14 protein-coding genes are annotated in these 15217 nt (G+C 34.3%); all 14 read left to right on the top strand.

The window, feature by feature from the left end; all coding sequences use genetic code 11:
* The first annotated feature begins 11 nt into the window (after positions 1-11).
* The 14 genes from ES677_RS10140 to ES677_RS10075 all read left to right on the top strand — a co-directional run bounded on the left by ES677_RS10140 (position 12) and on the right by ES677_RS10075 (position 15161).
* On the top strand, positions 12-683 hold the full coding sequence (locus tag ES677_RS10140) for a response regulator transcription factor (RefSeq protein WP_148369551.1): 672 nt from the start codon (positions 12-14) through the stop codon (positions 681-683).
* Positions 683-1954, top strand: a complete 1272-nt coding sequence (locus tag ES677_RS10135; RefSeq protein ID WP_148381175.1) for a sensor histidine kinase — start codon at positions 683-685, stop codon at positions 1952-1954. The genes ES677_RS10140 and ES677_RS10135 overlap by 1 nt, the downstream gene beginning before the upstream one ends.
* A gap of 78 nt (positions 1955-2032) precedes the next feature.
* A complete protein-coding gene (locus ES677_RS10130; RefSeq protein WP_148369549.1) occupies positions 2033-2923 on the top strand; it encodes an SdiA-regulated domain-containing protein in 891 nt (296 codons plus the stop codon).
* 214 nt (positions 2924-3137) lie between these two features.
* Positions 3138-3593 carry a 50S ribosomal protein L13 gene (gene rplM, locus ES677_RS10125; RefSeq protein ID WP_148369548.1) on the top strand — a complete coding sequence of 152 codons (456 nt, stop codon included), beginning with the start codon at positions 3138-3140 and terminating at the stop codon, positions 3591-3593.
* On the top strand, positions 3593-3979 hold the full coding sequence (gene rpsI, locus ES677_RS10120; RefSeq protein WP_148369547.1) for a 30S ribosomal protein S9: 387 nt from the start codon (positions 3593-3595) through the stop codon (positions 3977-3979). Before rplM ends, rpsI begins: the two co-directional genes overlap by 1 nt.
* Positions 3980-4164: 185 nt before the next feature.
* Positions 4165-4935 carry a 30S ribosomal protein S2 gene (gene rpsB / locus ES677_RS10115; protein WP_148381174.1) on the top strand — a complete coding sequence of 257 codons (771 nt, stop codon included), beginning with the start codon at positions 4165-4167 and terminating at the stop codon, positions 4933-4935.
* 89 nt (positions 4936-5024) lie between these two features.
* Positions 5025-5990, top strand: a complete 966-nt coding sequence (gene tsf, locus ES677_RS10110) for a translation elongation factor Ts (RefSeq protein WP_148381173.1) — start codon at positions 5025-5027, stop codon at positions 5988-5990.
* A 190-nt stretch (positions 5991-6180) separates the two neighbouring features.
* Positions 6181-6888 (top strand): UMP kinase, encoded by a 708-nt coding sequence (gene pyrH, locus ES677_RS10105; RefSeq protein WP_148381172.1) that lies wholly within the window; start codon positions 6181-6183, stop codon positions 6886-6888.
* 79 nt (positions 6889-6967) lie between these two features.
* Positions 6968-7525, top strand: a complete 558-nt coding sequence (frr, locus tag ES677_RS10100) for a ribosome recycling factor (RefSeq protein ID WP_148381171.1) — start codon at positions 6968-6970, stop codon at positions 7523-7525.
* Between the two features lie 278 nt (positions 7526-7803).
* Positions 7804-9030, top strand: coding sequence for a DUF5686 family protein (locus ES677_RS10095; protein ID WP_246124467.1), 1227 nt, complete (start codon positions 7804-7806; stop codon positions 9028-9030).
* A 63-nt stretch (positions 9031-9093) separates the two neighbouring features.
* Positions 9094-11514, top strand: a complete 2421-nt coding sequence (locus ES677_RS10090) for an efflux RND transporter permease subunit (RefSeq protein WP_148381169.1) — start codon at positions 9094-9096, stop codon at positions 11512-11514.
* 58 nt (positions 11515-11572) lie between these two features.
* Positions 11573-13003, top strand: a complete 1431-nt coding sequence (gene asnS / locus ES677_RS10085) for an asparagine--tRNA ligase (RefSeq protein WP_148381168.1) — start codon at positions 11573-11575, stop codon at positions 13001-13003.
* A gap of 95 nt (positions 13004-13098) precedes the next feature.
* Entirely contained in the window at positions 13099-14556 is a 1458-nt protein-coding gene (gene rpoN / locus ES677_RS10080; RefSeq protein WP_148381167.1) for an RNA polymerase factor sigma-54, read from the top strand.
* Positions 14556-15161, top strand: coding sequence for a hypothetical protein (locus ES677_RS10075; RefSeq protein ID WP_148381166.1), 606 nt, complete (start codon positions 14556-14558; stop codon positions 15159-15161). Before rpoN ends, ES677_RS10075 begins: the two co-directional genes overlap by 1 nt.
* Positions 15162-15217 lie beyond the last annotated feature (56 nt).

Genomic DNA, 15217 nt, shown 5'->3' with positions numbered 1-15217 from the left:
TTAATAATACAATGAAAATCCTCATTATCGAAGACGAACGCGAAATGCTAAATAATATGCGTGAAACTTTAGAGCGCGAAAAGTATATTGTAGAAGCGACCACTCACTTTAAAGAGGCTAGTTTAAAAATTGGGGTTTATAGTTACGATTGTATTTTACTCGATATTGGTCTACCAGATGGCAATGGCTTAGAGTTACTAAAACAGCTTAAAGCACAAGGTAAAAATGAGGGGGTAATAATTGTTTCTGCTAAAGATTCGTTAGACGATAGATTAGAAGGTTTAAACTTGGGTGCAGACGATTATTTGCCAAAACCATTCCATATGGCCGAGCTGCATGCCAGAGTAAAAGCGGTGTTACGCAGACGTAATTTTGATGGCAATAAAACGATTGATATTGGCAATGTTTCTATAAACCCCGAAAACCGATCGATTACAATAAACCAAAAAGATATTGTTTTAAACCGAAAAGAATACGATATTTTAATGTATTTAATTACTAATAAAACACGTTTAGTTACTAAATCGGCCTTAGCAGAGCACGTTTGGGGAGATTATATTGACCAGGCCGATAGCTTCGATTTTATATACTCCCAAATTAAAAATCTACGAAAAAAACTAAATCACGCGACTATTAACGTCGAAGCGGTGTATGGCGTAGGTTATAAATTAGATATTGAATAATGAAACTACTTAATAAAACCACGTACTACCTCTCTATATTATTGCTACCATTAATTACGGTTTGGGCATTTGTATTTTATTATGCGATGCTTGACGAAATTTACGACAGCCTAGATGACGGCTTAGAAAACCAGAAAGATATTTTAATAGGTCGTTTAAAAACAGAGCCAAATATAATAGAGCACCGCAATGTTAAAAAAAACAATCACGTTTTTACTCCCATAAACAAAAAAAAACATAAACACTTTAAGGAAAACTTTCGCGACACGCTAATATACGTGCAAAGTGAAGACGAACTCGAAGCCATGCGTATTTACAGCAGCGCTATTAAACACAATAATGCCTATTATAAGTTAGATATTATAACTTCGATGGTAGAGGAAGATGATTTGATTGAAAGCTTAATCACTTACCTCTTGGGATTGTATGTTATTTTAATTCTGAGTATTTTAATTTTAAATAATCTATTATTGAAACGCTTATGGAAACCATTTTATCATTTAATTGCCCAATTACAAACCTTTAAAATCGAGGACAATACACCTATAACGCTTCCTAAATCTAATATTGAAGAATTTAAGTTGCTAAATACAGCAGTGAACACTTTATTACAAAAATCTACCCATAGTTATAGTGCACAAAAACAATTTATTGAAAACGCCGCGCACGAATTACAAACACCATTGGCAATAACCATTAATAAATTGGAGTTATTTTTAGAAAACACCCCGCTAAACGATAAACAATTGAAAGACATAGGCACCGCCTTAGATAATTTAGGCCGATTAACACGACTTAATAAATCTCTTTTATTATTATCTAAAATCGAAAATCAACAATTTGTAAATGTAGAAACGATCCCTTTTAATACCCTTACTGAAAAGGTAATAGCCGATTTTGAAGATTTAGCAAATCATAAAAATATGCGGTTACAAATTAAGGCTTCAAACGATTTAAATTTTAAAATAAATCAAGATTTAGCCGTTATAATGCTCACGAACTTAGTGAAAAACGCATTGGTGCACGGTAAACGGAATAATACCATAACTATTACTATACAATCGCATATGTGGAGTATTATAAATTACGGTACGCCACATCAACTGGATCAAAATCTGTTATTTACGCGTTTTAAGAAAACGACTACTAACACAAAATCTACGGGATTAGGGCTATCCATAGCGAAAGCGATTGCTACTAAGTACGCTATAGAATTAAATTACGACTATAATGACGCACATATCTTTAAACTTACCTTCCCTAAAAAATAGTTAAACTTTAAATTATACTTTAAAATTCCATTTTGTTTTCAGTTTTTGCAAACATCTTCGGGACTTAAAATAAGAACAATGAAAAAATCAAGTTATCTATTCGTAGCACTTTTAACAATTGCCATTATTGGTTTAGGCGTTGCCTTCAATACGAGTATGCCCATAGTACCGACTAAAACAGTAAAGACGAATAAACTAACTAAAAACTCTAAACCCAAAAAAGACTACGTTGTAAACACCACATGGAATCTTCCTAAAGCGCTGAAGGAAGTTAGCGGTATTGCTTGGTTAAGCCCTGCTACATTTGCGTGCATTCAAGATGAAGACGGTAGTATATATGTTTACGATATAACCAGCAAAAGTATTATTAAAAGGATAGATTTTGCTGGCCCTGGCGATTATGAAGGTATTGCTATCGTAAATAAAGACGCGTACATAATGCGTAGCGATGGCATCCTGTTTGAAGTTACCGATTTTCAATCTCAAGACAAAAAAGTAACCACTTTCAGTACTGGGTTTTCTATTAAACATAATATGGAAACCTTAACCTATAACAACAACACAAACCGTTTAATTACAGCACCTAAAGACGAAGGTTTAAAAGATAAAAACTTTAAATCGCTTTATGAAATAGATTTAGAAACTAAAATTCGTGGAGTACAACCCTTTCTAAAAATAGACATGAACGCCGAAGCATTTAACACCTTTAGAAAGAAGAAAGCAGAAAAAACGTTCAATCCATCAGATGCAGCGATACATCCAGAGACCAAGGACATCTATATTTTAGAAGGAAAACACCCAAAATTAGTTATATTCACTCCCGAAGGTGACATAAAAAAAGTGATTCGATTAAACAAAGACGAATTTCCACAACCAGAAGGAATTACATTTAGTGAAGACGGGCTTCTTTATATCTCTAATGAAGCCCATAAAGGCCCCGCAACACTGCTGGAGGTTACTATTAAATAAAAAAACAACACTCTAATAGATAAAAAAACATATTGGGAGCGCTACTTTTACACCAAAAGCATAGCGATTTCCTTAAATGCGGGAAGGGATGATAGAAAGATATCAACAGAGTTATTAAAAATATATACGTACACTATTTGGTAATCAAATATATAATCGTAAATTTGCCAACTCTTTTAAAGAGAGGAATGTTTAATAAAAAATATTAATAACTGTGGACACATTAAGCTACAAAACGATTTCAGCCAATAAAGCAACTGTAGATAAACAGTGGGTTTTAGTTGACGCTGAAGGTCAAACATTAGGGCGTATGGCTTCTAAAGTTGCAAAACTTTTAAGAGGAAAGCACAAGCCTAGCTTCACACCACACGTTGATTGTGGTGATAACGTAATTGTTATCAATGCGGAAAAAATCAACTTATCAGGAAACAAGTGGAATGACAAAACGTACATTCGTCACACGGGTTACCCAGGTGGTCAAAGAAGTTTAACTGCTACTGAATTATTTGGAAAAGATCCATCAAGATTAGTAGAGAAATCTGTAAAAGGAATGTTACCTAAGAACAAGTTAGGAGCAAGTCTTTTTAGAAATTTAACTGTTGTTACTGGAACAAAGCATGCTCACGAAGCTCAGAAGCCAGCTACAATTAACTTAAACGAATTTAAGTAATGGAAGTATTACACAAAATTGGTCGTAGAAAAACGGCTGTTGCTCGTGTTTACCTATCTCAAGGAGAAGGTAAAATAACGATTAACAAAAAAGAATTAGCAAACTACTTCCCAACTGCAATTTTACAATACAAAGTAAAGCAACCGTTAGTATTAACGGAAAACGAAACTACTTTTGATATTAATGTAAATGTATTTGGTGGTGGTGTTACAGGACAAGCAGAAGCTATCCGTTTAGCCATTTCTCGCGCAATGTGTGAGTTAAATGACGAAAACAGAGGTCTTTTAAAACCTGAAGGTTTATTAACTAGAGATCCTAGAATGGTTGAACGTAAGAAATTCGGTCAGAAAAAAGCACGTAAGAAATTCCAATTCTCTAAACGTTAATATCCTCAATTCCTTTGGGGATATCGTTTATCGATTATTCTTAATTGGGTTCAAAACAAAAAATAACTAGTTATTGTTGTCCTAGTCCAAAAGACAGGATTTAGTTTAGCATCTAAATATTTAAGGCGATTTGTAAAAAGACCACTTAATTATTGCTAATTCAACAGAACGTAAACTATTACAAAATGGCAGTAGAAGTAAAAGAATTACTTGAAGCAGGTGTACATTTCGGTCACCTTACCCGTAAGTGGGATCCTAATATGGCTCCTTACGTATATATGGAGCGTAATGGCATCCACATTATAAACTTATACAAAACAGCAGCTAAGATTGAAGAAGCTGGAGAAGCTCTTGCTAAAATTGCAGCCTCTGGTCGTAAAATCTTATTTGTTGCTACAAAAAAACAAGCAAAAGACATCGTAGCTGAAAAAGCGGGTAACATTAATATGCCTTTCATCACAGAAAGATGGCCTGGCGGAATGTTAACGAACTTCATTACTATCCGTAAAGCGATCAAAAAGATGGCTACTATCGATAGAATGAAGAAAGATGGTACCTTTTTAACGTTATCTAAAAAAGAGCGTTTACAAGTAAACCGTCTTAGAGCTAAGTTAGAGAAAAACTTAGGTTCTATTACAGATATGACACGTCTTCCTGCAGCTTTGTTTGTTGTAGATATTAAACGTGAGCATATCGCGATTAAAGAAGCACAGAAATTAAACATTCCTATTTTTGCAATGGTAGATACTAACTCAGATCCACGTCAAGTAGATTACGTTATACCAGCAAATGATGATGCTTCTAAATCTATCGATAAAATTTTAACACACGTTACAGAAGCCGTTACTAACGGTTTAAATGCACGTAAAGTTGAAAAAGCTGATAAAGATGCCGCTAAAGCTGATGAAAAAGCAGTTGCTGAACAAGCTAAAGCAGCTAGTGAAGAAGAAGAATAAATAATAATTATACAATATCTATAAGTCGTTTAATGTTTTTCTTCATAGAATTAGATTGAACGACTTTTTTAAATTATATCATAAAAGTTATGACAAAAATATCAGCCGCAGAGGTTAACAAATTAAGAAAAGCTACAGGTGCAGGTATGATGGACTGCAAGAAAGCATTAGTTGAAGCTGAAGGAGATTTCGATAAAGCAATCGATGTTCTTAGAAAAAAAGGACAGAAAGTAGCAGAAAAAAGAGCAGACCGCGACTCTAGTGAGGGCGCTGCCGTTTCTAAATTAAATGATGATAACACAACAGGTGTTGCTATTGTTTTAGGTTGTGAAACTGATTTTGTTGGTAAAAACGAAACGTTCGTAAAATTAGCAACAGATTTAGCAGATAGTGCAATCAACTTCGATTCTAAAGACGATTTCTTAGCGTCAGATTTTGGAGGTTTTACGGTAACAGAAAAATTAGTTGAACAAACTGGTGTTGTTGGTGAAAAATTAGAGATTAATGCTTTCGCTAAACTTAATGCCCCTTACGTAGGTACTTACGTGCATATTAATAAAATTGCTGCCTTGGTTGGTTTATCGGCTAAAGTTGATAACGTTGAAACATTAGCTAAAGATGTAGCAATGCAAATCGCTTCTATGGGCGCAACAAAGTTATCTTACAAATTTTTCGATGCTACTTACGTAACATCAGAAACTGAAGCAAGAATAGCTGTAATAGAAAAAGATAACATCGAGTTAGGTCGTTTAGGTAAAACACTTAAAAACGTACCACAATATATCTCAATGTCTCAATTAACTCCTGAAGTTTTAGCGCAAGCTGAAGAAACTGCAAAAGCTGAATTGAAAGCTGAAGGAAAACCAGAACAAATCTGGGATAAAATTTTACCTGGTAAAATGGAGCGTTTCATCTCTGACAATACCACTTTAGATCAAGAACAATGTTTATTAGATCAAAAGTTTATTAAAGATGAAAAGATGACAGTTGCAGAATACGTTAAAACTTTTGGTGACGTAGAAGTAACATCATTCGAAAGAGTATATTTAGGATAATTATATAGAGAATAACGGTGTACAAACCGATTATAATAGTTTTAAAAACCACTACCTCACCGTAGTGGTTTTTTTATGGTGGCTTGCTAATACTATATTAAAACATTTTTGTAAAAATGATGCTTCGGCTTTAAAAAGATTTCAAAAGGGAAAAAATTTATGTAGCTTTGCTAAACTTTCAGAAACAAAAATGAAATACAAAAGAATTCTCTTAAAACTATCTGGTGAGGCCTTAATGGGCAATCGCCAATACGGTATAGATCCAGATCGTTTAGCCGAATACGCTGAAGATATAAAAGCTGTTACCGAAAAAGGAATTGAAGTTGCCATTGTTATTGGCGGCGGAAATATTTTTAGAGGAGTTGCCGGAGCGATGAACGGTATGGATCGTGTTCAAGGCGACCATATGGGAATGTTAGCTACTGTAATTAACGGTCTTGCTCTACAGAATGCTCTTGAAGACGCGGGTGTTAAAACTCGTTTGCAAACTGCTATAAAAATTAATGAAGTGGCCGAGCCCTTTATTAGAAGAAAAGCAATGAGCCATTTAAGAAAAGGACGTGTCGTTATTTTTGGTGGAGGTACTGGTAATCCCTATTTTACAACAGACTCGGCAGCTGTTTTACGTGCAATAGAAATAGAGGCCGATGTTATTTTAAAAGGAACTCGAGTAGACGGAATTTATAATACTGATCCAGAAAAAGATAGTACCGCTATAAAATTCGACCACATCACTTTCGACGATGTTTTAAAAAAGGGTTTAAAAGTGATGGACACCACAGCGTTTACCTTAAGTCAAGAAAACGAACTTCCTATTATTGTTTTCGATATGAATACAAGAGGGAATTTAATGAAAGTTATTTCTGGAGAAAAAATTGGAACTCAAGTCAGTTTATAGTAATTTTAAGGTATTCACTCTACTAATATTACGTTTAAAACAGGCTTAAATTTTACTTAAAAAAATAAAATATCTTAATATGAACGAAGACATTACATTTATAATTGATTCTACAAGAGAGTCTATGCAATCTGCTGTAAAGCATTTAGAAAAACAATTTGTAAACATCAGAGCAGGAAAAGCAAGCCCCGCAATGTTGGGTAGTGTTATGGTCGATTATTACGGTTCTCAAACCCCTTTAAGTCAAGTAGCGAATGTAAATACGCCAGACGGTAGAACAATCTCTGTGCAACCTTGGGAAAAAAATATGCTTCAAGCTATTGACAAAGCAATCCAAATTGCAAACCTTGGTTTTAACCCAATGAATAATGGTGATATTATTATTATTAACGTACCCCCATTAACAGAAGAACGTCGTTTACAATTAGCAAAACAGGCAAAATCTGAAGCCGAAGAGGCCAAAATTGGTATCCGTAATGCGCGTAAAGAGGCTAATAACGATATTAAAAAAAATGAGGACGTGTCTGAAGATATTCAGAAAAATGCAGAGCAAGACGTACAAAATCTAACCGATGCTTATGTTAAAAAAATCGATGAAATTTTTGTTATAAAGGAAAAAGAAATAATGACTGTTTAAATTAAATAGAGACTTTTTTAAGTCGCTTTTTTACTTTAACCCGCACTTACCGCTTCACCTTTAGAGCCTTTTAATTTTTTCTATATTCTAAATCCAGATAACCAAAGGAAGATTAAAAATAGGCGCAATTAAAAACAATATGTTAAAATAATCGTGATTTTTATTCTTATAAATCAGAATCAATTTTCGAATCGCCTAAAAGCTGTACTTTACATAGCCACAAACGATATATCACTATGCTAAGACACTGCTTTTTATTTTGTATATTTTTGTTCTCATTGTCTTTAAGTGCGCAAACACCTAAAGACAGTACCCGCGTTGCTCAAGACTCCACAAAATCTGATGTGCTTTTAAAACAAATTGGTAATGGTTTTTTTCCAACATCCTTTTGGAATTTCGATTTACGCTATCTCGTAAAGTTCAATCAATATGAAGGATTTAGAACTGGTTTGGGAGGCGTTACTAACGATGGCTTTTCAGAAAAATACCGTATAGATTCTTATGTTGTTTATGGGTTTAAAGACCATAGATTTAAATATAAAATTGGTGGAGGCGCTCGCTTAAACGAAGACACAAAAACGTGGTTTAACTTTTCGTATACCGATGATTTGTTAGAAAGTGGGAGCTCTAAATTTCTAACCGATAGCCGCTTTTTCTCTTTTTTCGAGCCACGACTTTTAAACATCGATTTGTTCCATAAACACATTACATCTGCCGTATCCTTAGAGCATCAAATTACACCGAATTTAACTACCGAGACACAACTTGCAATTAGTAATATTAGGCCAACGTACAGCTATAATTACGTACTAGACGATAAATCTTACGATGACTTCGAAACAACAACAGCTACCGTTTCTCTGCAATGGAGTCCATTTAACCAATACGAAACAAAAGACGACAAGCTTGTAGAAACTAAAAATGGTTTCCCAAAGTTTTCATTACAATACACCAAAAGTTTCCGAGAGGTCTTAGATGCCGATTTTAATTTTTCAAAATTAGACTTTAGAACCATTCATAAAATTACACACAAAAACAAGTCGTATACCACTGGCGTTTTAACTGCTGGTCTGGCCCACGGAGACACTCCATTAACGCATTTATATCACGCTTATCCTAACAATATTAATAAAGCGACGATACTAAGTCGCTTTTCGGTAGCAGGAATTAATAGTTTTGAAACGATGTTTTTTAACGAGTTTTTCTCTGATCGCTTTACTACTTTAGTTGCCAAACATTACTTTAAACCGTTTGCTATTAGCGAAAAATTCAATCCACAATTAGTGCTTATTTCACGTTTCGCGATTGGAAATATTAATAATATTGGGCGTCATCAAAACGTATCATTTGGAACACTTAAACACGGTTATACCGAGACTGGCTTAGAGATTAACAAACTTCTTCTCGGCTTTGGTTTAAGCTTAACGTATAGATACGGCGGCTACCATTTGCCTAAATTTAACGATAATATTGCTTTAAAATTCACATTTAATATTACGTTATAATTTTGAATTTAATAGATGAATTATCTCGGTTTTATATACCTTTGCGCTTCTTTTTAAATGACTATGTCGAAACTTAAAACATCACGCTTTTGGGATACTGTTGCGAGATTAATTCTTCGTAACAAAATTGGTATCCTTATTACCGTTGTATTAATTACTATTCTTTTTAGTACACAATGGAAGCACATGCGCTTTACCTATACCGAGGCCAATTTACTGCCAGATGACCACGAGGTAAATATAGAATATAACAAGTTTTTAAATATTTTTGGAGAAGAGGGCAACCTTATTGTTCTTGGCGTTAAAGATTCTACTTTATTTACGGTAGATAAACTAAATGCGTGGAACGCTCTTTCGGATACCTTTAGAAACGATGATGAAGTTATTACCGTTGCATCGATTAAAGATTTACAAAAACTTGTAAAAGATACCGAAAACCAGAAATTTAATTTAGTACCGTTTATAAAAAATTCTGTTCATTCTCAAACGCAAATCGACACGTTGCAGTATGAATTATTTACACAATACCCGTTTTACGATAACTTTTTATACAATAAAGAAACGAAGACTATTCGTTCCGCTATTTATCTCAAAAAAGATATAGTAAATACACCCGCCCGAAAAGATTTTGTTGTAGACAAGCTAATAGAACGTATTAAAGTCTTCGAGAAAGAAACAAATATAGATGTACGGATTTCGGGAATGCCCTATATCCGTACACTAAATTCACAAAATATAGTAGATGAAATAGGCTTATTTGTTGGAGGCGCTTTATTAGTCACCTCAATAATTTTCTTCTTATTCTTTAGGTCGTTTAGAGCCACGTTAATTTCTCTAGTTGTCGTGTGTATTGGTGTTATGTGGACTCTCGGAATTTTAGGATTCCTTAAATACGAAATTACGGTACTTACCGCTTTAATACCCCCATTAATTATTGTTATTGGTATCCCTAACTGTATCTTTTTAATTAATAAATACCAGCAAGAAGTAAAATCGCATGGTAATAAAGTAAAATCGTTACAGCGTGTAATTACCAAAGTGGGTAATGCGACGTTGATGACAAATATTACCACAGCTTCAGGTTTTGCTACCTTTATAATTACAGATAGCACTTTACTTAAAGAATTTGGTATCGTTGCCTCCTTAAGCATTATTGCTATTTTTATTTTGTGTTTGCTTATTATTCCCATCATATACACCTTTTTACCTTATCCTAAAGAGCGCCATTTAGAGCATTTAAATAAACGCTGGGTTGGTAGTTTTGTGGATTGGACGGAGCGTATGGTAAAAGAGAAACGCATTGCCATTTACATTACAGTATGCTGTTTAGTGATTACGTGTATTATTGGAATTTATAAAATAAAAATATCGGGAAGCCTTCTTGAAGACATGCCGAAAAACACTGAATTCTATAAAGACATTCGTTTTTTCGAAAAGGAGTTTAACGGTATTATGCCTTTGGAGATTATGATTAATACCAAGCGTGAAAAAGGTGTTATGAAATCGTCGACTCTTAAACGTATGGACGCGCTTGAAGATTTAATTATTGACACACCGGAGTTGTCCCGTCCCATTTCAATTGTAAGTCTTGTAAAATATTCTAAGCAGGCATTTTATAACGGAAATCCCAAATACTACCAATTACCAACAAAACAGGAAGAGGCTTTTATATTGCCTTATCTAAAAAATTCGACTTCCGGGGAGACCACAATATTAAATGATTTTGTTGATAGCACAGGGCAATATGCGCGTATCACTTCATTTATGAAAGATATTGGTACCGACAAAATGGAAGAGATTGAAAGTGATATCGAAGCCAAAATTAAAAAATTATTCCCAGCAGACAACTATGACGTTATTGTAACTGGTAAAGCTTTAGTATTCCAAAAAGGAACGACCTATTTAGTAAAAAACTTAGCCTTATCGTTATCGCTGGCTATTTTACTCATTGCGTTATTTATGGCCTATATGTTTCGTTCGTTTAGAATGATTATTGTATCGTTAATCCCAAACTTACTACCATTGGTGGTTACAGCAGGTTTAATGGGCTATTTAGGTGTCCCTATAAAACCGTCCACAATATTAGTATTTAGTATTGCTTTTGGTATATCGGTGGATGATACTATTCACTTTTTAGCAAAATATAGACAAGAATTACAGGCCAATAACTGGAAGATTAAAAAATCGGTTTACGGTGCTTTAAGAGAAACAGGCGTCAGCATGTTCTATACGTCTATTGTTTTATTCTTTGGTTTTTCAATATTTATGATCTCCAGTTTTGGAGGTACAGTAGCGCTAGGCGCTTTAGTATCGATTACCTTATTATTCGCTATGCTATCTAATTTACTTCTGTTGCCTTCATTATTACTATCTTTAGAGCGCAGTATTGCGAACAAACAAATTTTAAAAAAGCCCACTATTAATATTATCCCTGGAGAAAGCGAAGGTGATTTTAATACCGATGCTACAGACGACAAAAAATAAGATTTTAACTATAAAAACTAAAAACAGTTATAGTTGCATTTAAATACATTATAAAAAAATGACACAGTACACAATTGCACAATTATTAAAACAAACGGCGCCCCAAGACGTTGAAATTAAAGGCTGGGTAAGAACATTTAGAGCGAAACGTTTTATTGCCTTAAATGACGGCTCTACACTTAATAATATTCAATGTGTTGTCGATTTTGAAAACACACCAGAAGATGTGTTAAAACGCATTACTACCGGAGCCGCCGTACACATTAAAGGAGAATTAATAGAAAGCCAGGGACAAGGACAAACAGTAGAAATTGCTGTAACTTCAATTGTTATTTTAGGAGATTCAGATCCAGAAAAATACCCTATTCAGCCTAAAAAACACTCCTTCGAATTTTTAAGAGAAAACGCACACTTGCGCACAAGAACAAATACTTTTAGTGCTGTAATGCGCTTACGTTCTACCCTTTCGTTTGCCGTACACAAATATTTTAACGACAACGGATTTTACTATATGCACACCCCTATTGTAACAGGAAGTGATGCTGAAGGTGCTGGAGAAATGTTTAGAGTAAGTGCCTTAGACCCTAAAAATCCACCCTTAAAAGACGATGGCTCTGTCGATTATAGTAAAGATTTCTTTGGTAAAGAAACCAACCTTACCGTTTCTGGGCAATTAGAAGCAGAAACGTATGCTATGTCGTTAGGAAAAGTCTATACTTTCGGACCAACATTCAGGGCTGAAAACTCAAATACTTCTCGCCATTTGGCAGAATTCTGGATGATTGAACCAGAAGTGGCGTTTATGGATTTAGCTGGTAATATGGATTTGGCCGAAGACTTTATGAAATCAGTTATTACATACGTTTTAGAGCATAATAGTGAGGATTTAGAGTTTTTAGATCAGCGTTTATTTGATGAAGAAAAAACAAAACCTCAAACTGAAAGAAGCGAAATGCGCCTTATTGATAAATTAAAATTTGTTACCGAAAATAATTTTAAACGCGTAAGTTATACTGAAGCGATCGATATCTTAAAAAACAGTAAACCTAATAAGAAAAAGAAATTTAATTATATTATTGAAGAATGGGGAGTAGACTTACAATCGGAGCACGAGCGTTTCCTTGTAGAAAAGCACTTTAAATGTCCTGTAATTTTATTTGATTATCCTGCCGATATTAAAGCTTTTTATATGCGCTTAAATGAAGACGGAAAAACGGTAAGAGCAATGGATATATTATTCCCTGGCATTGGCGAAATTGTTGGAGGATCGCAACGTGAAGAACGATTGGATGTTCTAAAAGAGAAAATGGCAGCCTTAAATATTCCAGAAGAAGAGCTTTGGTGGTACCTAGACTTGCGTAAATATGGAACAGCAGTACACTCAGGTTTTGGTTTAGGTTTCGAACGTTTGGTAATGTTTGCCACAGGAATGGGTAATATTAAAGACGTCATTCCGTTTCCTAGAACCCCTCAAAATGCAGAGTTCTAGTTAAAAATTTACCTACAATAGTAAAAATAAACAATCTAGTAAACTCATAAATCTAGATTGTTTTTTTTATTTTAGTACATATTCTAAAATATAGCATGCTTAAACAATATTTACAGTTTAAATTATCTCAGAAGTTGTCTCCGCAACAAATTCAATTGATGAAATTGATACAACTTCCTACGCAAGCTTTTGAACAACGTTTAAAGCAAGAGTTAGAAGAAAACCCTGCTTTAGATAGCGGTAAAGAAGAGGTTGAGAATGAGTACGATGATTTAGATAATTCGCAAGACGAATACGACGATACTGAAACAATTAATACCGACGATATTAATGTTGATGATTATTTAAGTGACGACGAAACACCAGATTACCGCACGAGCGTAAATAATTATAGCGCCGATGAAGATGAAAAAAGCATTCCGTATGCTTCAGGAACATCATTTAGACAACATTTAGTGAGTCAATTAAACACGTATCGTTTGGATGATGAAGAACGTGAAATTGCCGAATTCCTTGTCGGAAGTGTAGACGAAAGTGGCTATATCCGTCGTGAACTTAGTGATATAATGGACGATTTAGCGTTTACACAAAACGTCTATACCACCGAAGATAAAATAAACCGCGTTTTAAAAATTGTGCACCAATTAGATCCTTCAGGGGTTGGCGCTCGTAACCTTCAAGAGTGTTTAAGTATTCAATTAGAACGTAAAGAACAAAAGCCCGATGTCGCTCTGGCTTTAGATATTATAAATAATGCATTCGATCAGTTTACAAAAAAGCATTATCAAAAACTGATGCAGAAATTCGATATTACTGAAATTCAGCTAAAAGATGCTATTCACGAAATCGAAAGATTAAACCCTAAACCTGGTGGCTCTTACGCGGGAAACAGCCGTGTTGTGCAACATGTTGTCCCTGATTTTGCAATAAAAATTGTAAATAGCGAATTAGAATTGACTTTAAATGGCAGAAATGCTCCCGAGCTTCATGTCTCTCGCGAGTACAACAATATGCTTAAAGGTTACAAAGAAACTAAAGAGCGTACCAAAGCACAGAAAGATGCCGTACAGTTTATTAAACAAAAGCTCGACGCCGCAAAATGGTTTATAGAAGCTATTAAACAGCGCCAACAGACGTTATTCGTTACAATGAGTGCTATTATGCATTACCAAAAAGAATTCTTCTTAACAGGCGATGAGCGCAAATTAAGACCAATGATTTTAAAAGATATTGCAGACGAAATTGAAATGGACGTTTCTACGGTGTCTCGCGTTGCTAATAGTAAATACGTAGACACCCCTTATGGCACCAAATTGATTAAAGAATTTTTCTCTGAATCGATGACTAACGATCAAGGCGAAGAGGTTTCGACCCGTGAAATAAAAACCATTCTAGAAACGGTTATTGATGAGGAAAATAAGAAAAAGCCGTTAACAGATGAAGCTTTAGCGAAAATCTTAAAGGAAAAGGGGTACCCCATAGCTAGACGTACCGTAGCTAAATACAGAGAACAGTTAGATATCCCCGTAGCACGTTTAAGAAAAAAGATATAATGAATTTCCTTCTTAAAAGCGTCTCTTTTGTATTTCACCCAATTATAATGCCCTTGTTGGCTGTTATTTTCTATTTTTCAAAATCACCAAGATATTTGTCCTTTGACGTCATTAGTGCAAAAATTACGTCACTTTTTATATTAACTATTCTCTTACCTATTCTTACCTATTTTTTACTTAAAACTTTAGGAAAAACACAAACGATTTATTTAAAAACGACGAAAGAACGCGTAATACCTTTACTAATTAACGCGGTTATAATTCTCTTAATTTTGAAACGCGTATTGCCAATTAATCAAATTGTAGAATTGTATTTCTTTTTTATTGGCACCTTAATATCTACCATAACTTGTTTAGCGCTAGCATTAGCTAATTTTAAAGCCAGTATTCATATGATTGCGATCTCTGGTGTGTTTATGTTTGCCATTGCATTCTCCATTCATTTTAGTATTAATATAAATGGGTCCTTAGCTTTAATGGCTATTATTACTGGAGCCATTGCCACCTCGCGCTTACATTTAAAAGCACACACTCCCACCGAGTTAATATTTGGCTTTTTTATTGGCTTTATTCCACAAATTATTCTAATGAATTACTGGATTTAAGTGCTTAATAAAAACAATTTTCAATCGCTTTAAACGTTTAATGCAAATTAATACAT

The organism is Bizionia gelidisalsuginis (genome assembly GCF_008086185.1).
In the GTDB taxonomy this organism is placed as follows: domain Bacteria; phylum Bacteroidota; class Bacteroidia; order Flavobacteriales; family Flavobacteriaceae; genus Bizionia; species Bizionia saleffrena.
This window is presented reverse-complemented; position numbering and strand designations above follow the sequence as displayed.